This window comes from Pseudomonas sp. AC169 (assembly GCF_979258515.1).
Window position 1 is genome coordinate 6002480 of sequence record NZ_OZ409866.1, and the last position, 20010, is coordinate 6022489.

A 20010-nucleotide genomic window follows, 5' to 3' on the forward strand; every position below is an offset into this window, starting at 1 on the left:
ATCTTCCGCCCCTTCCCCTGTGGCGCGTTGACGACTATCTTGGGCGAGCCTTGCGGTTCCATCTATCCACTTTAAGCAGCACCAAAGCGCACCAAAAGAGTGCGCAAGGTCACCCCATGACAACGTGTAATCCGCTACAAGTCCAAGCGTTCAACACCGCCGATGTCGCCGAACAAGTCCGTGCCACGCCGGGCTGGGTACAGCATTACCAACAGATGTCGCCGGGGCATTTTGCCGGGCAGATCCGCTATCTGGATCTGCAGGGCGTCGAGGTCTATGAAGAGCAGATGAACACCCGGGTCGAGCAGAATTTCAGCGCGCCATCGGGTGCCTTGGCGTTCTGTTTTGATCGCAGCGACAACGCGCTGTATCTGCTCAATGAAGAGAGCCGCAACATCTGGATTACCCCGGAGAACTACCAGGAAATCGCCGTGGTCTTCGGCCCGGAGTTTGTCCGCCAGCACGGGCTGAATGTGGCCAAACTGGAAGGGTTGTTCATGACGCAACTCAATTGCGGGCAGAACGCTCTGTTCAGTCGCTGGTTAAGCTCGATTCTCACGAAGTTGTCGCAAGCTGTTGATCCGCTTGATAAAGATTCGCTGACAAAGCAGCTGCTCGAAGACTGTTTGTTCATTCTGGACAACGCTCACACCAGCCTCGATCGCGGAGGAATACAGCGGCGCACCGAAGAACGGATGATCATGAAACGGGTCGGGGAGTGGGCAGCCGATTCGCCGGAAGACACCGTCAATCTGCTTGAGCTTTCGCACGTGGCAGGGGTGCCGTTGCGGCAATTGCAGCAGGCGTTCAAGGCCTACACCGGGATGACCCCGAGCCACTGGCTGCGCCTGCGCCGATTGAACAGCGCACACCGCGAATTGCTCAAGCGCCGGCCCACGGAAACGACGGTTGCCGAGGTGGCCATGCACTGGTCGTTCTGGCATTTGGGAAGGTTTTCCAGCAGTTACCGGGCGTTGTTCAAGGAGTTGCCGAGCGAGACGCTGAAGCGCTCATAAACGCGGCTGCGGATAAAAAGGCTTTGTGTCGGCGCTCAAGTTAAATAGAATCACTCTCATTTGAAACTGACTTCGCGCAGGACTCTTGAGATGACAGAAGCAGCGACGCCATCGCCGCAGCACCTGCACGAACTGTATCGCGATCACCGAGGCTGGCTGGAAACCTGGCTGCGGCGGCGCATGGGCAACGCGTGGGATGCGGCGGACCTGAGCCAGGACACCTTCCTGCGCGTACTCTGCAGTGCGCAACCGATCGCCGACATGCGCGAGCCGCGCGCGTATTTGCTGACCGTCGGCAAGCGTCTGCTGAGCAATTTCTACACCCGCCGCAGTCTGGAAAAAGCCTACCTCGAAGCCTTGGCGCAGCTGCCGGAGGAGTGCGTGCCGTCGCCGGAGCAGCGCTGGCTGCTGCTGGAAACCCTGCAAGCGCTGGATGAACTGCTTGATGGTTTGCCGCGAGCGGTGCGTCGTGCCTTTCTCTTGAGTCAGCTCGAAGGCCTCGGTTACCGTGAAATCGCCGAACGTTTACAGGTCTCGGAACGTAGCATAAAACGTTATATGGCAATGGCTTACGAGCATTGTTTGATGTTGGATCTATGATGCGTGTCGCTCCCAATACCGAAGCGCGTGATGTGGCGCGTGCCGCCGCACAGTGGTTGGCATTGCTCGAATCCGGCGAGGCCAGTGAAGCCGATCACGTGGGACTGAAGCATTGGCGCGACAGCGATAGCCGCCATGAAAACGCCTGGCAAAAGATTCAATTGTTGCGTCAGCGCTTTTCCAGTCTTCCGACGGAATTGGCCATGGCCACGCTGGATCGCCCGGATCTGGCGCGGCGTGCAGCACTGAAGCGAGCGCTGGGTCTGGCGGTGCTGGTGCCGACGGCGTGGTTGATCAGTCGTCAGTTGCCGCTCGACGTCTGGCGCGCCGATTTACAGACTGGCACTGGCGAGCACACCCGAACACGATTGGCTGACGGCAGCACCTTGCAACTGAACACCGCCAGTGCGGTAAACGTCGATCTGGCCAGCCATCAGTTGACCCTGGTGCGTGGCGAGATGGCGCTCAACGTCCCCGGCAGCACGGCGTTGACGGTCAACGCTGCGTACGGTCGGATCATCGTCAGCCGCAGCGAAATCTGCGTGCGCCTCAACGAGCGTGATTGCCAAGTGTCGGTGGTCAGCGGCTCGGTGCAATTGCAGCCGTTGTACGGCCCGGCGCTGCAGTTGAACGCCGGGCAACAGGTCAATTTGCAGGCCTCCGGCGTCGGACCGATCGCGCTGTTCGACGCCAAAATGCCGGGTTGGCGTGACGGTGTGTTGATGGCGCAGAACCAGCCGTTGGGGGATTTCCTGCGTGAGCTGAGTCGCTATCGTTCCGGGCTGTTGCGCTGGGATCCGGCGTTGGAAGCGTTGCGCATCACCGGTAGTTTCCGCCTCGATAATACCGATCAAATCCTCGCACTGCTGGCGGCGAGCCTGCCGATCGAAGTCCACACCCGCACCCGGTTCTGGGTTTCCCTTACTCCTCGGCAAAATGTTGGCTGAAGCCTGTCCCTTTTTTTCGCCTCACCGGTCATTGCAGGTAAGTGAACAAAATCGAGAGCTTCTTCCAATGCCCGCAGTATTCCCAAGTCGTTCGCGTCCGTTGTTGCAGTTGAGCCTCCTGCTGAGCCTGAGTGCCAGCCCGGTGTTGATCCAGTCCAGTTGGGCCGAAGACGCCCGGCGTAGTTATCAGGTGCCGGCCGGTAGCCTGAGTGCAGCGTTGACGCGGTTTGCCGGTTTGGCTGGGGTCAATCTGTCGGTGGATCCAGCGCTGGTCAGCGGGCGCAACAGTAGTGGTTTGTCGGGCGAATTTGGCGTGGAGGAGGGGTTCACCCGGTTGTTGCTGGGTTCTGGCTTGCAACTGCAGCCGCTGGGCGATCACGCTTTCACCCTGATTCCTGCGCCGGAGGGCAGCAGCCTGCAACTGGCGCCGACTTCGATCCTCGGCGCGAGCGATTCGACGGGTGCCGATGTATTTGCCGGTGGCCAAGTGGCGCGTCGTGGTTCGCAGGGTTTGCTGGGGTCGAAAGACTTCATGGAAACCCCGTTCAGCATGACCACCTACACCAGTGAAACGGTGAAAAACCAACAGGCGCGCACGCTTGGCGATCTGATCGCCAGCGACCCTTCGGTTCGTGCAACCAACCCGGCCGGCGGACGTTACGAGCAATTCACCATCCGTGGGTTCAGCCTGTTCAACAGCGATGTGGCCTATAACGGCCTGTACGGTGTTCTGCCGACCTACACGATCGACATGGAAATGGCCGATCGCGTCGACATCCTCAAAGGCCCGAGCCAACTCATTAACGGGATTTCGCCGCGGGGCAGTGTGGGCGGGGGGATCAACGTGGTGCCAAAACGCGCTACCGATAAGCCGATCACCTCGTTGACCGCCAATTACGCGTCGAATAATCAAGTCGGTGGTGCCGTGGATGTCGGCCGTCGTTTCGGTGAGGACAACCAGTTCGGTCTGCGTTTCAACGGCGTCAAACAGTCCGGTGACACTGAGTGGGATCATCAAAGTGTCGACCGCGACATGGCTGTGCTCGGCCTGGATTTTCGCGGTGAGCGCTTGCGACTTTCGACCGATATTGGCCACACCGAACGCGATACCGATGCACCGCAGGAACGTGTGCAGGTCGCGGCCAATGCCAAGGTTCCGAGCGCGAATAGCGTGCATCGCAACTACGCGCAACCGTGGAGCCAGGCGAAGACCGAGGACACTTTCGGCACGCTCAACGCTGAGTTCGACGTCAGTGATTCGGTGATGGTGTATGGCGGCGTCGGTGCACGGAAAAGCAATCACGACTTCCTTCGGCATGCGGTTTCCGTGACCAACGATGCCGGCGACTTCAGTGTGCAACCGCGTGATTTCACTCGCGATGAAAATGTCCGTACCGCCACGGCCGGCGTTCGAAACTGGTTCCATACGGGGTCGGTCAGCCATGAAGTCAATCTGGCGGCCAGCTACTTTTATATGGATTTCGAGAACGGCGGCGCGCGTTATGCGGCCGGTCGCAGCAATCTGTATGACCCTGTCGAAATCCCAAAGCCTGGCACACCAACGCGCTATGACGCCAAGGTCTACACCGAAAACCGCTTCAGCGGCGTAGCGCTGTCCGACACCCTGGGCTTTTTCGACGATCGATTGCTGCTGACCCTCGGCGCTCGCTGGCAGCGGGTGAAAGTCGATGACTGGAGCGATGACATCAAAGGCGACACCGCTTACGACGAGGAAAAGGTTTCGCCATCGGGCGGCATTCTGTTCAAGGCGACCGACAAACTGTCGTTGTACGCCAACTACATGGAAGGCCTGAGTCAGGGCAAGATCGCGCCGTCGACCTCGGTGAACGAGGACGAAATCTTCCCGCCATTCATCAGCCGTCAGGTTGAAGTCGGCGCCAAGTACGACGCCGGCGCGTATGCGTTGACGGCTGCAGTATTCCGCATCAAGCAGCCAGCCTATGAAACCAATGCGACCACGCGGGTGTTTGGCCCCAATGGCAAGCGCGAGAACAATGGCGTGGAGCTGAGCGTGTTCGGTGAACCGCTCAAAGGCTTGCGTTTGCTTGGCGGTGTGATGTACATCGACAGCGAATTGACCAAGACCACCAACGGCACCTTCGACGGCAACCGTGCGCCGGCGACGCCGAAATACAACGTCAATCTCGGCGCTGAGTGGGACGTGCCGACGGTGCAGGGGCTGACGCTGACAACGCGGGGCATCTATTCGAGTTCGCAGTATCTGGATCAGTCCAACGACAAGGAAATCGACTCGTGGGAGCGCTTCGATGTGGGCACGCGCTATGCCTTCAAGGTTGACGACAAGACCATCACCTTGCGCGGGAATATCGAGAACGTGCTGGATAAACGCTACTGGAGTTCGGCCGGGGCGTCGGATGACAGTGAGCCGGGTTTGACGTTGTCGACACCGAGGACGTATCTGCTGTCAGCCACGGTGGATTTCTGACTGAATGTACTGCTCACCGAGCGTGGGCAGTCACACTACCGCCGGGCTGGACAAGCTTCGAGAGAAAGGCGCAGCGCTCTACTGCCTCGAGACGCCCGGCACATCCATATTGATCTTGCGCCAGCACGCTTCAGAAAAACTGTAGACCGAGAACGCAATCAGCCCCGCGGCCATCACCATCAATATCAGCCATCCCGCTGGCAGATTCTGCAGGGCGTCGAGGGCTTCCTTCATACCCGGTGGGTCCATGGCTTTATAAGCGGAACCGCTGACGGCCAGCAGCACGGCAATTTCAATAAATACGACGCCACGGGCGATCAGACCAAATCGAGACACCGGACGGACGTAACGCATGACCTCTTCGTCGGCCTCGAAATATTGCTCGAATGAGGCCTTCCAGCCTTTGATGATGTGAGCAATGCCAACACCCAGCGGAACGAGCGCGATCAGGTACACCAATAAATTCGAGTAATCCCAAGACAAAAAATGCGCCAGCCAGTCTTTGGTTTGCCCGCCGGAATTACCCGAGCTTTTAATGCCGCTGACCAGCAAGCCCAAGGCAAACAATGCCAGAGCACCGTTGACCAGGCCGCCGGCGAACAGACCGGCGCGAATCACCAAACCTTTGAAGTTATTACCGTGATGGTCGACATCGCGGATCGCTTGCAGGAACCGCCAAGCGGCAAAAGCGAGCAGGCCGGCTACGACAATCCCAACCAGAAAATAGCCGAACGGCTGAGCCAGCAAGGCCTCGAGGCTGCGGTGGCTGTCCTTGGGTTTTGTCGAATCATGGGCGGCCAGCAATGCAAAGATACCGATGATCAGATAAAGCACACCACGAGCGGCGTAGCCTCCCCGAGCGAGTATGACAAGGCTGCGTTGCGTGGACATTGGATCGATTCCCGAGAGTGATGCAAGAGCAGACCCCTTTGACTGGGAGGGGTTCTACTGGCAAGGGGAAAACCATCGGAGACAGCATCTGCAGCTCATCATCTTTGAACTAATCATCAGGCGTGCGCCCCTAATGTCGTGCTGATAGCCACGCGGGTAGGGCTGTCGGCACTCCCCAATCACACACGCAGGGTTGATCAATCATGAAAAGCGAACAGGTAGAAGGTGTAGCAGAAAAGCTGGCCGGCAAGGCGCAGAGCGCAGTTGGTAGACTGATCGGTGATTCGGCACTGGAAGCGGAGGGGGCTGGACGCCAGGCTGCGGGCCAACTGACCAAAACCTATGGCGATACACTCGACAGCGTCTCGAAGTTCGCTAAAGAGAAACCCGTTGCCGCACTCGCCATTGGCGCGGCTGTGGTGCTGTTGGTCAATCGTCTATTGCGTCGCTGAGCCCGGAAGCAGGGACTGCCCAGCCGGGCATCCCTGTATCGAAGCGGCGGATCAGACGCAGGGTTGTTACCAGGGATCTGCAAGCCCGTTTTTACAACTCAACTAAATGGTCGTTTAGTTGAGCTATCAAAAAGCCATCATCCAATCAATGGAGCGGGCGGTGATTCAAGGCAAACCTAGCGCACAAGACGTGATCAATGCGTTGAATCTAGAGCCTCACCTCGAAGGCGGCTATTTTCGCAGAACCTATCAGGCTGACCATCGCGACTGGCTCGAAACCGCTGCAGGCCCGCGTTACCTGATGACGTCGATCTACTATCTGCTGACCAAGCAATCACCGATGGGCCAGTTTCATTTAAACCAGTCTGACATCCTGCATTATTTCCATTTGGGCGACGCCATCGAATACAGCCTGATCCATCCTGACGGATCAATGCAGACAGTCGTCATGGGCAACGACGTTCTGGCAGGACAGCATCTGCAATTGCACGTACCGGGCGGCATCTGTAAAGCATCTCGATTGCTGGACGGCGTAAACGGATTTGGATTGATCAGTGAAGCGGTTTCGCCAGGATTTGATTTCGCTGACATGGAGATGGGCAGTCGCGAGAAACTCACGACGACGTTTCCACAGCATCGAGCGCTGATTGAAAAGCTGACGTGGGGTGAGGATTGAGCGATGCAGATTCAAAGGATTATCAGATTGAAGGGAAAGCCATTTTGAGGCTGTGCAGGACAATGAAATCTCGTGGGCAACGAGGCTAATCTCGAAACATCTTGTTACGTGTAATGTATATTATGTTAAATCATATATTACGGCTATGCGCCCTAGCAGCATGTCCACTTACATGCACCTGTGACCGTTGCGAATCGTGGACAAAACGAGTCATCGCTGCGCTGTAAGCCCCGAAAATAAAGGTGTTCAGCCAATTTCACCACCCTCAAAAAAACTCACTTTTTTACGAATTCTGGACACAGGCTGACTGATCGTGTTCCTGTAACTCATTGATTTATAACGAGTCAAGTTCAAACGGTTGTATGGGGCGTTTCTTCCACGCTTGCGTTATTACGGACACACCTGTCGGGCGTACGCGACGTTTCTGGGCCCTCGAAACCCCGTGGAACCGGGGCGTTTAGCCGTTTTTTGAGGATTGAGGACAAAAACCGAGTCGCCGGCCTACTTTGAGAATCTAGGACAAAAAACGAAAAATGTCTGGAGACCGTTGGGATTCCTTTAAGGCGTTCAAATGGTTTTCACAAGCTGACAAGCCGCTGTTTTCGGGGCTTTCAGCATTTTTCTTAAACGTTCAGCTGCCGTGGAAGCACTCCCACGGAAATCTGGGTTGTCTTGATTTACGACCTGTCCCGAAGCGCTCGTTTGACGAATTCAGGACAAAAACCGCAACGCTTGGACGCTGCCTGACCAGGCGAAGCCCCTACCGACGGGGCATTCATCTATTTGGTCGAATTAAGGACAAAATCCGAATGGAGGATTTCATTCACGTATTAAGGACAAAATCCGATCGTGGAACGGGTCACTCAATATATGGATAAAATTGCCTTGCTTTGCTGCCCCTTATTCGCGGCTTAAGTACCCAGTCATTATTGGCTATTTGTTTATGGGGAGCTGGTAAACATATTGCTTTAATTGTCGGCGCGCGGCGCGCCGACGAATGTTTTTATTGATGCGATCTCGCGGTTGCAAAAATCGACATAGAAATGAATGCTCGCGTGCGCATAAGAAACAATCTGAAGCGTGTCAAGCAAGATGGGCGATCTGCCAGATAGATGGTGGATATTGCGGGACTGTAAAGATGGAGGTAGTATCGGGTTTCCGATTAACTGTAATGTCGGTCTGAAGAGGCGCTGAATTGGGAAGGGAGGATTGAAACTTCCTAGAACAGTCAGAATAGGAAGTTTCTCGTCAGACCGTTCATTCGTGCTGGGCTGTTGCTTGTATGACCATTTTCACCCACCCGCTATTTGAATCCCATGATGATTTTATCGATCAGGATTTTACTGTGGGTCGGTCATCTATACGCAGCGTCAATGACTATCTGGAGACTTTCGATAAAGAGCTTCTGGCCATCGACGGGTACTTGGCCGCACGCGCCTATCTGCGGCATTATGCGGAGAACACCCTGACATTTAGTACCTATCGCTGCCAAGTCGAGCGTCTTTTACTATGGTCTTTGAATGTTCTTAAAAAGCCGATCACGCAGCTTAAACGTCTTGATGCTGAGGCGTTTTTGGAGTTTTGTAAGAATCCGCCGGCTAGTTGGGTTGGGCCCATTATCCGCAATCGCTTTCTGGATAATGACAACTCAGAGACTGCACTGGCACACCCTGTTGTTATGAATACCAAATGGAGGCCGTTTACGCAAAAGACGCCGAAACAATTCCGGGATGATTTAGTTAATTCCGGCGACCAAGCGGCTCAGGAGTATCATTCGTCCAAGGGGTCTATGGGCAATGTCTTCAAAATTTGCAGCGGTTTTTATGAGTACTTGATTGAGGAAGAACTGGCGGGGACTAATCCGTTCCGTAAAGTCACCAAAAAGAATCAATACAGTACCACTCCTGATGAAGGTACAGTTACCCGTGCACTGACGCCACTACAATGGGACTATGTATTGGATACCGCTGAGGTTATGGCAGCCGCTGAGCCTGATAAACATGAGCGTACGTTGTTTATCTTGATTACGATGTTCAGTATGTATCTCCGGATTTCGGATATTGCAGGTCGCAGTAACTGGAAACCGACAATGGGCGACTTCCGCCGTGACCAAGAAGGTAACTGGTGGTTCCATGTCATTGGTAAGGGCAATAAATCTGCCAAGATCGCCGTGCGAGACGATTACGTCACCTGCTACCTCACGCGCTACCGTCGATTCTTGGGGCTGTCGCCATTGCCAGAGTATCAAGAGAAGACGCCGCTGATCACCACCCTGTCTGGTCGATCTGGCCTCTCCGATCGACAAGTGCGCGCCCTCCTCCAGGCGGTGTTTGACAACGCCCTGAACCGCATGCGCACTGAAGGCCGTGAAGCTTATGAGATGGACAGCCTGCGGGCAGCCTCCTCGCACTGGCTGCGCCATACTTCGGCGACGTTTGATGCACCGTTTCGGAACGCCAAAGACTTGCAGAGTGATCTTCGGCATTCCAACCTGGCAACGACTCAAAACACGTACTATCACTCACACGATCAGGAACGTGCACATTCAATCAAGCGCCTAGGTTTACGCGATCGTGGGTAAACGTCTTTAGCTCCAGACGTGCCGATGTGCAGAAATGCAGGCAGGTATCTGATAGGCCGCGGCGTTCCCTCGCTGTGTATCTTCATTCGAGATCTCACGCGGCCTGCTCTTCAGAAAATGTCTGGGATGTCGACTGGATCTACGGGTACCAGATGCTGAGCCAGCATCCGCAGCTTACCAAGCAACTCGTCGAAGGTGACGACCTCGACGTCCTTACAGGCGTTGCGAAAGATCTCGAAGCTGCGCCGGCGGCCCTCTTCGGTTGGCTTGGTACCTGCAATGACGACGCACCTCGCTGTGTCTGGTTGCAAGTCTCGCATCGTCGGGTCTTGCAGGTGTGACAGCCAGTTGGAGCGCATCAGGCCTTGCTGATGCAGTACCTGAGTAATCGCTCCACTAAGCTGCAGATGAGGGCCGAATACATCGCGATTGCGATACGGCCGGCTTTGCACGAGTGAGGTGGAAGGCTTCTTGATCTCCACGATGGCCAGCTCGCGTCCCTGCGAGAAAAGCAGGTCGCCGATGTGAGCGCCAGCTCCATTCAACATGGATCCCCGGGCATGGAACTGAGTGTGCAGAAGCGCTACTGGGCGCGCGAACACCATTCCTAGGATGAACAGGTTGGCTTCGAAGAACTGCTGCCAGTGTGCCTCGCTGAGGTTCTGGCCAAGCATGTTCTCGAACTTTTCGATCATCACAGCCAGAGTGACCCTCTCGATTTCCGCTCGCAGGTCGAAAAGTTCGCGAGGCGCTTCTTTGGCCAGCATCTCAACGCCGACCTTTACCTCCCTAAGCTGGTGACGCCGGGCTCTCACAGCGGCTTGTGCAATCGAGTTGTTGACTCTACGAGCTGTTGTATCGCTCGCCAGCACAGGGCGGCTGCCTTCGAACACCACGTTGGGCATCAGCGTCGGAAACACCTGGCTCATCACCCAGTGCAACTGGGCTGACGTCTCACTCTTTTTTCGGGCCCGGGTAATCCGCATGCATGTTCTACGGCATTCATCCACCCTCGCCTCACTCACAAAGACAATGTCGTCTGTGATCGAGGTGTCACTATCATCCGATATGACTAGGGTTTTTAAACCAGGAGCGAATCGTAAGCCTCGCCAGAGCGGGGTGAGCTGTTTAACAAGCCCTAGCCCTTCATCACAGGAATCAAACAGTTTGCGAGGGAGACTTACGTCGATGTAGAGCACGGCATCATCCGGAGTGTCTGGAAAGTCGCGCGTCGACTGATGGCTGTACAGGATGCAACCCACGTTTCCGTTCTTAGGGCTCCGATAGCGCTGAGTGTGTGGGTTGGTGTAGATGGGATACATCGTAATCCAGCCAGGCTCGATCGTTGCTAGGTGATGCCATCTGTCTTCGGGCAGTGACCGCCATTTGTCCATGGAGACTTTTTCGAAGACCTGAAGATACAGGTCAACGCAAAAGCCGCTTTCCAACGGCCGGCGAGTGGTGATGAAGCTGGGCTCAAGCACGTCCTCCCCATTCCACATGTCCTGCGAGGTTTGCTTAGGCCCTTCCATTGCTCTATCTCCATGACGATTGTTATTGGTATCGCTGGTTGGTGAACATGAAGCTCACATGCCAAGGACTGTCCGCGATATTGCCTAGCGAAGGCTGGTTGAGCTGACAGTGCAATGCTCTTACAGCATAAGAGCCGGGGGACTTGCCCTGTCAGCCCTTGCGACCCTAAACGCCGCGCCTAGCTAATCAGTCCCTGAGGTAACCCCATATAGTGATTGCGCCAGAGACAATATAGGTTGTTGCCTAGAATTAAAGTTTGCCCCCTCGCAGGCGCCCTGCTGCTCTCAGTTACGGCGCCCAAACCGGCAGTTTCGAACTCCAAGGTTTATCGATGATGATCGCCAGGCTTTGCTTGGCCCGAGTAGCTGCAACATAAAAGGCAGCCGCTGATGTTGATTCCAAATAGATCTGTTTCTGAATGAAGGACTTTATTGGCGCCGTAGGCATGATTAGCACACGCTGGAATGTGGCGCCTTTCGACACTTTGAAATTCATGAAGTCCAACGGGAACTCTTTGCCAGAAGCTATAGTGCTGCGTAGGCATTGAGGCCGGTACCGCTCAACGTATTGGTCGACATGCTTGGAGTGCAGCAAGTACACACCATCATGCTCAGACGCTACGTGGTTCTCTGACGTTGTTTCTGGAAAGCCCCATGACGCATCAAAAATGGAATCAGAGAATGTCCCGACCTCAGCTCGGCAGCGGTAAGAAGTGGTCGCATACTCAATGCTAAGCAGCCCTCCCTTTTCGCGTGCAAGGAACCATTCAAGTGCACCTGCATACCCATATTGTTTATTTTTCTGTCCCCGAGGGTTTGTTGAGAGCACCGCTTGGCGCACGTCACCAACCATGCGGACGTCGATCCGCGACTCAAGTAATTCATGGACGATTTCCCAATCGTAGCCACTGAGATCTTGTACCTCGTCGATCAGAATTTCGTCGTAGAGGCACTCAAGTCTGCGTATCAACGCTGGGGTGGCCGCCATAAGCTCCCGCGCGAGGCGGCCGAGTTCGCAAGCGTAGATCTGGTTACTACCGTCCATAAACCTTTGCCTGTCCTTCGCGAACATGATGGGACGGCCCTCGAAGTTGAAGCCCCCTACCCGCTCCCCTGGGAATTTGAATGGCAGGAACGGTTTTGCAAAGTGGCGAAGCAAGAATGTGTACCAGCCCAGAACTTCGATGTTGTGGCGATCGCCGGCTTGGGAGCCGAGGCGATGGATCAGTTCCTGCTGATTGGTCTGGGTGAACGTGACAACGAGCACACGTCGTTCGGTAGGTAGCGCATTGCAGTGATCGACCAGTCCCTGAGTTTTTCTACCACCAGCGACGGCCAATGTCAGAAGGTTAGGCATGGTGGATGAACTCCGCCGCAGCCTTCATATACGCAGGTGGGCTGAGCACCTCAGCCGACTCAGCGAGTCGAATTGCTCCTTCCGTTTTCTCGCGCGCCATCGAGGTTACAAGGCTTGCTGCCGCAGTGATCCCGAGCATTTTGCGCAACTGAGGTTCGCCATTCGCGGTAATAAGCTGGGGCTCGAGCGTGTTACCGTCAGCGACGGCGCCGATGAACAGCTCTCTGCGTTTCACGTCTAACCACTTTAGAACCGGTGCTCGTAAGATACCCGGGTCAACGCCGTCGTTGTCACGCATCACAGCTACCGGCTTGTTGATCGCTGCGCAAAGCTCAAGGCATCGCGCCAGTGCCAGCCCACGCATGCTGATGACATCTATCCCGTGGGCCATTGGTCGTGCGCCGAAGCAATCTTTGTAGACGCGTTCAAAAATGATTTCGTCGGATGGCCCCTCGACCAAGACGACTTTTTTCGCAAGTACCAAGCGGAGGGTGTCGTAACCAGGCAGCTTCTGAAAATAGCTCACTGTGTCTGGACTAAGTTCTGTCATTTTGAAAGCGCTGTTGCGATGAAGAAGCAGCAATGCGTCGAGGCCGAGACGGTTCAATACATAGGTGCTGTGAGTCGAAATAAAAAGCTGCTGCTCTTCCGTCGCGAGGTCTTCGATTCGATTGAGTAGGGTCGTCAGGCTGGTGTGAGATAGATGGTTTTCAGGTTCCTCGATCAATACGATGTTCGCCTTCGAGGAATGTCGCTTCATTGCGAGCGAGATCTTGATAGCCGGCTGTTGCCCCTGGCCTGCCATCGCGAATGGGAGTCCGTCGACATGTGGAGTTACGACGCTTTCCCAAGACGTACGAGACGTCTGATCCATTGCTAGCCCCATGGGCTCTGACTGCAGCGCAGCGTCCAGTCCGGAAAGTCGCTTGTTCACCGGCGCCAGCGCACCATCCGTCATAGATGCTTTGATACCGCGGTAGTCCAGCGAGATCTGTGCTTTCTCGGATGTTTCCAAGTGGTCGCTCAGGATCTGGCGAAGATGGTAGTCAACGCCGGCGGCGGATTTGACTGTGCGAGAATCAATGGTGCCCACAGAGAGTGCCCGTGGTCGCCGTATGAGCTCTCTATCAGCGAAGGAGCGCCATTCATAGGTGTAATATTCGACGGGAAGCAGCGCAGATGGCGTTTTTAGCCATTAATCCAACTCGTTCTGATACTCCTCATTGGGAACAATAGACAGAACGATTCCAGGACAAGCGTTCGTGGGAACGTCCGCGTTAACGGCGCCTAGCAATACCTGGAGATCACGTGTGTTTTTCAGGTATTGCTCAATCAGGATTTCTGGGAGTTTAGGTTTTTTCTCCGCATTCCTGAGGGCAAGAAACTCAGCCACCATCTCGGTGTTGAACCAGTGAGGGTTGAGCTCCTCTAGGATCCCTCTCCCACCGATCCGCCCGTTAAGCGCCAGCGAAATTGCCTCCATCAGCGTGGACTTGCCGGCGTCATTGTCACCGACCAGGATGTTCGCGTTCGGGTTAGGTCTCAGCACGAACTCTTTGTAGATACGGTACCCATGGATACGGATTTTGGTGATCACGTTCGACGTTCCTTGGCAGAGGTTCCGCTAGATGGCGTTTTGATGGCCGCTCTGCATGATGCTATAAGCGAACTGCTTCGTTGTCGACTCAGCCATATTCTGGTACGCCCTCCTTGCCTCTACTTGATTACCGGGCAGTCGAGAACGCCTGATAATGCGCTGCGCGAGCAGCTCAGCCACTGTTCCCCTCCGAGAGGTAACGATGTCGCCGTCCGTTTTAAAGTTTGCTTGGTCTAAGGTTCGCGACCATAAGGCTAGTAGATATGCCCTGCTTCTGATTACTCCAGTCGTTGTAAAACCCTTGGACTTTAGCTCTACCAATAGACCGATCCATTTGCGGCTCCAGGGGCTCTGGGGATTGCCTTTGGTTGTTGCAGGTGTGTGGGCAGCTTTAGCCGGCCTGATTTTAGAGTGGGCTTATGGAAACTCTGCTGGGTCTGGAGTGTCGGTTGCCGAGGCATTTACGATCCTCGGTCGCCTCAAAAATATGACTTGGGTGTTGGTCACTGCTTCGACCGTAATATTGCTGTATAGCGTTAGTGTTCTACGCTGGGGATTCCACTGTGCTGCGATCCGGCTGCTGAGGAGATGGTTTCCCACTATCAGCATGCCGCATTGCCTTTTCTTTGTCGTCAATACGTCGGGATGGGGGATGTGGCTTGCGATATACGGGTTTGGCCTATTTCAAGCGATCAAATGGTGGGTCGGTGCGGGAAAACCTACCTATGCGCCGGACGCCAGTAACTTGACCGAACCGTTGTTTCACTTAGCCGTTCTTTGTGCTTTGGGCGGACTGCTGCACCTGACGACCCGAAATAGTAATGAAGGGTTGCGAGCGCTTTACGGAGGGCATCGAGGGCTGAGCTTTTTGGTCAACCTCGTAGGCATCATCCTGATGTTTCTTCTCGGCAGCATATCTTTAATGCTCGGCTAGTTTCAGCGGAAAAAAGGCGAATTGTGTGACGCGAAGCATGCAGTACACGCTTCTCCTCTAAAACCTAAGCTGCTTGAGCACCATCTATTCACGTACGACTGACTTTCTGACCCGTTAACAGGAGCCTGCCCCACATATGGAAATTGAAGCGCTCAGCACCTATGCCAAGGGCGACCGATTCGAGGAGCAGGTCTTTGAGTTCCTGTCTCGTGAGATCAATGAAGGTCGCTTCTATGCGTTCCGACCTGAGTGCTGCAAAATTTACAGGAAGAAGGGTTACTACTCGCGTGACCGAGAAGACTTCATCATTTTTGACATTTCTGTCGAAGTATTCCTGCCTGGTTTCGAAACCCCATCGTTGCTTGTGCTCATCGAATGTAAGAACTACAGCGGCAAAGTGCCTGTGGGGGACATCGAAGAGTTTGGTTCAAAGATACGTCAAGTGGCCGGCTTCAATGCCAAGGGTATTTTTGCGTCCGCCAGTGCGTTTCAGTCCGGCACGTTCAACATTGCCAGGAACCGAGGCTTCGGTGTCTTGCGTTACTTCGATCAATCTGAGTTTCGATGGGAGCTTCCTCGCGCCCAGCTAACCGGGGCGCGTAGCGCTAGAGCCCGTAAGCGTGCAGAGATTGAATACGCCCTAACTCAAACGGATTTTCGGCCTACCGTTTATAGCGCCTATGCCGTAACTCCTGCCGGCTTTACGGATGGCTGGGAAGGCATCTGGAAAGGCCTCGACTTGGAGAGTGCTTTTAAAGAGAGCCTGAGTCTGATTCGTCAGCCCACGCTTATCGCAACACCTAGGGTCGCGTTCATTTCGCGGGACAGAATAGATCGCTTGGCGCAGCAGGCTTTGAAATCCATTTCATACATCCGGGGAGAGGTCGATCTAACCAAGCTAGTGTCCAGGGAAGCTGATGTCAGTGGACTGTCCGTGAGCTTCATTGAGGACTCGGGCTCAGCTCTCGGCACTATCACGTTCACCCCGCTTGAGATCAAAATCTTCGCGGCAGATAGCCAATCCCACTTGGCCCGATTCACACTCGCCCATGAGTTGGGGCATCACTTTCTAGGTCATAAGCGCTACATGACACGAGAGGCCATCCGAGCACAGGACATTGACCAGAGCCAGCTCATCACCATCCCTAAAGGGGAAGTCGAGCGGTTGGAGTGGCAAGCAAATACGTTCGCTTCATGTCTTTTGATGCCTAAAGAGGACTTTCAGGCTGCGTTTGGGTTGTTACTACAGCATCTTGGCATCCGAAACCGTGGTCACGGCCATCTGTACCTGGACAGTCAGCGGGAGAACGTCATCCAGTTTCATGCTGTGTGCAATTCCCTGAGCGAATATTTTAACGTTTCGAAGACAGCGATCCGATTGCGCATGAGGGCGTTGGAACTGCTGGTCGAGGATGGTCGGCAAGATTGATTGATCTGCATCTCACGGGGAGTTTATGACGCATGGTCGGGCGGTGCTTGAGCGTACATTTCTTTATCGCCCTGCCACTCTTTTGCACTCCGATCGATACCTAGCGCCTACTTTCAAGCGCCAAGCTACGGCCAGCGTACTAGACCAAGCTCCTTGAGTCGCAACGTCATTGCCGAATCGGATACTCCAAACTGCGTAGCAAGTGATACGACGTTGAGATTATTGAAGCGTTGGCACCCGGGAAAACCCCCGAAAAAGCTACCGGGCGGCGATCGAGCACTTCGAGGTGACTTGGGGTGGGTACCTGCCCACGACAGGCGGAGGCGTCGTTCGCTACCTGGCGGAGTACGCCGACAAGCTCTCCATCAATACGCTGAAGCAGCGTCTGGCAGCTCTTGCGCAATGGCACATAACTCAGAGTTTCCCTGATCCGACCAAGGCGCCTGACGTTCGCCAAATGATCAAAGGCATCAGGGTCGTACACCCTGCAAAGGTTAAACAGGCCGCCCCGCTACTGCTGAAGCACCTGGAGCAAGCGGTCACATGGCTTGAAAGGGAAGCTGCAGTCGCCCTTGAACGCGGAGATTACAAATCGCTGGTACGTCACCGTCGGTCAGTGGCGATCATTTTGATCGGGTTCTGGCGTGGCTTTCGAGGCGACGAGTTAGCCAGGCTAACGGTGGAAGACACCCAAGCCGTAAGCGGTGAATGCATTACCTTCTTTCTGCCCTATACAAAGGGTGACCGTCAGCATGAAGGAACAACGTTCCAAACGCCGGCACTCGCCATGCTCTGCCCCGTGGAGGCCTACATCAACTGGATTACAGTTGCCGGGGTCGCGAAAGGCCCGGTGTTCCAGCGAATTGATCGCTGGGGCAATCTGTCAGGCAAAGCCATGCAACCGCATAGTCTGATCCCCGTGCTCCGCCGCATTTTCAAAGATGCAGGATTGCCAGCGGAGCTGTATAGCAGCCACTCGATGCGGCGAGGCTTTGCGACCTGGGCCTCTGCGAACGGCTGGGACATCAAGGGGTTGATGGGATATGTGGGCTGGAAGAACATGAAGTCGGCATTGCGATATGTCGACTCCAGCATATCGTTCGGAGGGCTCGCCGCCCGGGCTAGCGTACAGTTGGAGAAGCCGTGATTTATCCCCGCTCACGCTCACCGAGGTTAGTGATGTCAGCTGTAGGCTTGATCTGTATTAGCAACCCTCGAGACTTTAGATGCCTAGAAGATAAACCGGCCGAGCCCCCATTTTCAGTAGAGGAATACTAGCAATCGCAGTCTCTTGGCGAATCGTGCTCAACCCATGTTCATGCGCTCGAAGATTTGAGCTGCCCTGCCATCCGGAGAGCAGCTATATCAAGCAATACGTCAGCGAGGTAGCTCCATTAAAAAGCGGTCTATTTTCTCAAATACAATCTCATTGGGGTCATTGCCCAGCATACGGCTTTCAATGAGCCGTACCATGTCGCCATCGTCTAGGCATATGATCAACTTGCCGTGCTCCCTCATAGCGCCTTGACATGCCACAAAAGCATTATCTGACGGGCCGTGTCTAGAGATTAAGAAGCAGACCTTACGCTTAGCTTTGTCTAGAAGATATTTCTCAGTTGAGTAGACCTGACCTTGAGATATCTTCTCTGAATAGTTCTTGAATTCAAAAAGGACGTACCTTGAGTCGAGATCTCTAGCAACAAATTTCCAGATTGTAGTCGAGTCAATCACGCGACATACAAGGTCGTATCGATGTAAGGCATCTGTAGTCTTTGCCTGCGGATGCCAGCCCGTCAAATTTTCATCGAAAAGATATTTCAGTATCTCGCTGGCTATGTCTTCGTAGTCATAGCAACCATCTCTTCCATAAGGAACAGCTTTGAGCTTGTCGATGAGTTCGTGTCCGCGACTCCCGTTCGCTTTTTGAATACCAAGAACAACCTCCTTTGAGAAACTTTCCGGATTTATGAGTCTACTGATACTTTTGTCAATCGGGCGATCAGAAAGATCCACTTCGCATAGTTTCACTAAGCTCACTAGCAGTTCTAAGTCAGCGCTTGCCAGAGTCAATAGTTCATTTATATCTATAATTTGAACTTTAAATTCTTCCTGAATCTTATTTTTAATTTTTTGGTGGACATCAGTGGCAATGACTAACACAGCCTTGTTGATTCCGGCCAAACTAGCCCCTTCCATGAGCCTGCTTGCCGAAATGCGCAAGGCGGAAGTTGGGTAACTTGAATTTCGCGTAAACTTTATCTCAAATGCTACCCTGGAATGCGCTCCTGTTTCATTTGCGACGATATCAAATCCGGAATATTCGCCTGCATCAGAAGTTTCGATGTTCCAACCGTTCGCCTTGAGTATCTTTCCGCAAAGTAACTCGAGCGCATATCCATTGAATGTCGCTCTACCCGTAAATTCTCTTGTCATTAGCCTTTTCGATCTATGAAATATTTTATGGTCATCGAAGCTGCAATCTAAGGATAGCTTGGCGCTGGGCATTCCTCTGCAGTTGCCAGGCTTCTGATTGAGTGAGTGCGGTGTTCTGCGATAGCTTTTAGATAGGGCGACCTGCAAGCCATATCTATAGCCTCGCGACTAGATCATTATACTCATAGTGGGGATTTTGCAGGTTCGTGGGCAGCAGCCTGTGCGCAGGGTTAACCAGGATGGTCGCGTACTCGCGCGTCTATTTCGGACAATCGCCCTTGGAGCTATGTATCCCCTCATCCTCATCATCCTGCTCCTTCACGACGGGATCGTCTGCCACGACGGCGCTGACTAGGTTGAACTAAATCAGTGCCAAACCGGAGCTCGGTCGTAGTGTCATTGTCAGAGCAACGAGTAGCGGCAGCGAAGAAAGTGTGACGGCTTGCTCACTGCTATGTAGTTTTTTGCTCTTGCGCCGAATGCTGCATCGGATGGATGGCTAGGTGTAACCCTCGGGGAGCATGGCATCCCGTTCCACTCGGCACACGGTTGTACCACCTAAGAGAAGGATTACGGAGGTGGATTTATTTGTCCTGTGCTGGGATTGGCTTCGAGATTTTTGGTTTGATGTCTCAGTGGCTGAGCGCAATATTTGGGTGGTATGTTCCGGCTACGGTTGGGCTTGGGTTAGTCGCATGAGATATAGGAGGAAGGGGCTTAAATTACTCAATCGCCGTAGATGAATTCATGACGGGTATACAGCTCCACAAGCGTCGTTCGCCGCTTTTCTTTAGCCTGATCTTCATCTTACCCATTCGCCCAGTCCCTTCCAGCTCACATCGATTCAGCAAGCGGACGTAGATGGTGCAGGAATTTATATGGAGGTTGGTCAGGAGCTAGGAGCGTTATTGCGCAATATCCCAACGCGGCTTGGGCGTCGTGGGGTGACTATGATGCAAGACAGCTTCAGCGCGATGCAGACTTTGCTGCATGCCCTTCCCTGCTCGAGGGCCTGCCACATTTCAATGCCAGGAAATGGCATGCCGGCTTATACGACGATCGACCTAAATCACTTAAGCAACCGGTAGAGTCGTTGGG

The 20010-nt window shown here is 54.1% G+C and carries 16 protein-coding genes; 10 read left to right on the forward strand and 6 right to left on the reverse strand.

The genetic code is table 11. The annotated features are described in order from the left end of the window. The first annotated feature begins 116 nt into the window (after positions 1 to 116). The 4 genes from ACZZ0G_RS26755 (at position 117) to ACZZ0G_RS26770 (ending at position 5030) form a co-directional block, all read left to right on the forward strand. Positions 117 to 1016, forward strand: coding sequence for a helix-turn-helix domain-containing protein (locus ACZZ0G_RS26755; protein WP_463558219.1), 900 nt, complete (start codon positions 117 to 119; stop codon positions 1014 to 1016). Between the two features lie 90 nt (positions 1017 to 1106). Then, entirely contained in the window at positions 1107 to 1616 is a 510-nt protein-coding gene (locus ACZZ0G_RS26760; RefSeq protein WP_038361341.1) for a sigma-70 family RNA polymerase sigma factor, read from the forward strand. Further along, complete coding sequence (locus tag ACZZ0G_RS26765) at positions 1613 to 2563, forward strand: FecR domain-containing protein (protein WP_463558220.1); 951 nt, start codon at positions 1613 to 1615, stop codon at positions 2561 to 2563. Before ACZZ0G_RS26760 ends, ACZZ0G_RS26765 begins: the two co-directional genes overlap by 4 nt. Positions 2564 to 2630: 67 nt before the next feature. Then, a complete protein-coding gene (locus ACZZ0G_RS26770) occupies positions 2631 to 5030 on the forward strand; it encodes a TonB-dependent siderophore receptor (protein ID WP_463558221.1) in 2400 nt (799 codons plus the stop codon). A 78-nt stretch (positions 5031 to 5108) separates the two neighbouring features. Here the strand turns inward: ACZZ0G_RS26770 and ACZZ0G_RS26775 are convergent, their stop codons facing one another. Next, on the reverse strand, positions 5109 to 5921 hold the full coding sequence (locus ACZZ0G_RS26775; protein ID WP_463558222.1) for a DUF1206 domain-containing protein: 813 nt from the start codon (positions 5919 to 5921) through the stop codon (positions 5109 to 5111). Positions 5922 to 6124: 203 nt separating this feature from the next. Between ACZZ0G_RS26775 and ACZZ0G_RS26780 the strand changes: the two genes are divergently transcribed. The 3 genes from ACZZ0G_RS26780 (at position 6125) to ACZZ0G_RS26790 (ending at position 9630) form a co-directional block, all read left to right on the forward strand. Then, positions 6125 to 6373 (forward strand): CsbD family protein, encoded by a 249-nt coding sequence (locus tag ACZZ0G_RS26780; protein ID WP_463558223.1) that lies wholly within the window; start codon positions 6125 to 6127, stop codon positions 6371 to 6373. 148 nt (positions 6374 to 6521) lie between these two features. Further along, positions 6522 to 7049 carry a cupin domain-containing protein gene (locus ACZZ0G_RS26785; RefSeq protein ID WP_463558904.1) on the forward strand — a complete coding sequence of 176 codons (528 nt, stop codon included), beginning with the start codon at positions 6522 to 6524 and terminating at the stop codon, positions 7047 to 7049. Positions 7050 to 8331: 1282 nt separating this feature from the next. Further along, the gene (locus tag ACZZ0G_RS26790) at positions 8332 to 9630 is read left to right on the forward strand and encodes a tyrosine-type recombinase/integrase (protein ID WP_463558224.1); all 1299 of its coding nucleotides are present in this window, start codon (positions 8332 to 8334) and stop codon (positions 9628 to 9630) included. Between the two features lie 110 nt (positions 9631 to 9740). On the opposite strand, the gene ACZZ0G_RS26795 is transcribed toward ACZZ0G_RS26790, so the two are convergent. The 4 genes from ACZZ0G_RS26795 to ACZZ0G_RS26810 form a co-directional block, all read right to left on the reverse strand. Next, entirely contained in the window at positions 9741 to 11162 is a 1422-nt protein-coding gene (locus ACZZ0G_RS26795; RefSeq protein WP_463558225.1) for a Shedu immune nuclease family protein, read from the reverse strand. 289 nt (positions 11163 to 11451) lie between these two features. Next, positions 11452 to 12519 (reverse strand): UvrD-helicase domain-containing protein, encoded by a 1068-nt coding sequence (locus ACZZ0G_RS26800; protein WP_463558226.1) that lies wholly within the window; start codon positions 12517 to 12519, stop codon positions 11452 to 11454. Beyond that, positions 12512 to 13612 (reverse strand): ATP-dependent nuclease, encoded by a 1101-nt coding sequence (locus ACZZ0G_RS26805; protein ID WP_463558227.1) that lies wholly within the window; start codon positions 13610 to 13612, stop codon positions 12512 to 12514. Before ACZZ0G_RS26805 ends, ACZZ0G_RS26800 begins: the two co-directional genes overlap by 8 nt. A 102-nt stretch (positions 13613 to 13714) precedes the next feature. Continuing rightward, on the reverse strand, positions 13715 to 14116 hold the full coding sequence (locus ACZZ0G_RS26810; protein ID WP_463558228.1) for an AAA family ATPase: 402 nt from the start codon (positions 14114 to 14116) through the stop codon (positions 13715 to 13717). Positions 14117 to 14318: 202 nt separating this feature from the next. On the opposite strand from ACZZ0G_RS26810, the gene ACZZ0G_RS26815 reads away from it, so the two are divergent. The 3 genes from ACZZ0G_RS26815 to ACZZ0G_RS26825 all read left to right on the forward strand — a co-directional run bounded on the left by ACZZ0G_RS26815 (position 14319) and on the right by ACZZ0G_RS26825 (position 17626). After that, entirely contained in the window at positions 14319 to 15050 is a 732-nt protein-coding gene (locus ACZZ0G_RS26815; protein ID WP_463558229.1) for a hypothetical protein, read from the forward strand. 136 nt (positions 15051 to 15186) lie between these two features. Beyond that, positions 15187 to 16479, forward strand: coding sequence for an ImmA/IrrE family metallo-endopeptidase (locus ACZZ0G_RS26820; RefSeq protein ID WP_463558230.1), 1293 nt, complete (start codon positions 15187 to 15189; stop codon positions 16477 to 16479). Positions 16480 to 16936: 457 nt separating this feature from the next. Beyond that, positions 16937 to 17626 (forward strand): tyrosine-type recombinase/integrase, encoded by a 690-nt coding sequence (locus ACZZ0G_RS26825; protein WP_463558231.1) that lies wholly within the window; start codon positions 16937 to 16939, stop codon positions 17624 to 17626. A gap of 230 nt (positions 17627 to 17856) precedes the next feature. Here ACZZ0G_RS26825 and ACZZ0G_RS26830 read toward each other — a convergent pair whose 3' ends face one another. Then, positions 17857 to 18912 (reverse strand): restriction endonuclease, encoded by a 1056-nt coding sequence (locus tag ACZZ0G_RS26830; protein WP_463558232.1) that lies wholly within the window; start codon positions 18910 to 18912, stop codon positions 17857 to 17859. Between the last annotated feature and the right edge of the window lie 1098 nt (positions 18913 to 20010).

What these genes read in the sequence shown, in the direction of transcription:
- ACZZ0G_RS26755 (WP_463558219.1), top strand. Translation starts at nt 117, where the DNA reads ATGACAACGTGTAATCCGCTACAAGTCCAAGCGTTCAACACCGCCGAT.
- ACZZ0G_RS26825 (WP_463558231.1), top strand. Translation starts at nt 16,937, where the DNA reads ATGATCAAAGGCATCAGGGTCGTACACCCTGCAAAGGTTAAACAGGCC.
- ACZZ0G_RS26830 (WP_463558232.1), bottom strand. Translation starts at nt 18,912, where the DNA reads ATGACAAGAGAATTTACGGGTAGAGCGACATTCAATGGATATGCGCTC.
- ACZZ0G_RS26775 (WP_463558222.1), bottom strand. Translation starts at nt 5,921, where the DNA reads ATGTCCACGCAACGCAGCCTTGTCATACTCGCTCGGGGAGGCTACGCC.
- ACZZ0G_RS26760 (WP_038361341.1), top strand. Translation starts at nt 1,107, where the DNA reads ATGACAGAAGCAGCGACGCCATCGCCGCAGCACCTGCACGAACTGTAT.
- ACZZ0G_RS26795 (WP_463558225.1), bottom strand. Translation starts at nt 11,162, where the DNA reads ATGGAAGGGCCTAAGCAAACCTCGCAGGACATGTGGAATGGGGAGGAC.
- ACZZ0G_RS26765 (WP_463558220.1), top strand. Translation starts at nt 1,613, where the DNA reads ATGATGCGTGTCGCTCCCAATACCGAAGCGCGTGATGTGGCGCGTGCC.
- ACZZ0G_RS26815 (WP_463558229.1), top strand. Translation starts at nt 14,319, where the DNA reads ATGTCGCCGTCCGTTTTAAAGTTTGCTTGGTCTAAGGTTCGCGACCAT.
- ACZZ0G_RS26770 (WP_463558221.1), top strand. Translation starts at nt 2,631, where the DNA reads ATGCCCGCAGTATTCCCAAGTCGTTCGCGTCCGTTGTTGCAGTTGAGC.
- ACZZ0G_RS26800 (WP_463558226.1), bottom strand. Translation starts at nt 12,519, where the DNA reads ATGCCTAACCTTCTGACATTGGCCGTCGCTGGTGGTAGAAAAACTCAG.
- ACZZ0G_RS26780 (WP_463558223.1), top strand. Translation starts at nt 6,125, where the DNA reads ATGAAAAGCGAACAGGTAGAAGGTGTAGCAGAAAAGCTGGCCGGCAAG.
- ACZZ0G_RS26790 (WP_463558224.1), top strand. Translation starts at nt 8,332, where the DNA reads ATGACCATTTTCACCCACCCGCTATTTGAATCCCATGATGATTTTATC.
- ACZZ0G_RS26820 (WP_463558230.1), top strand. Translation starts at nt 15,187, where the DNA reads ATGGAAATTGAAGCGCTCAGCACCTATGCCAAGGGCGACCGATTCGAG.
- ACZZ0G_RS26785 (WP_463558904.1), top strand. Translation starts at nt 6,522, where the DNA reads ATGGAGCGGGCGGTGATTCAAGGCAAACCTAGCGCACAAGACGTGATC.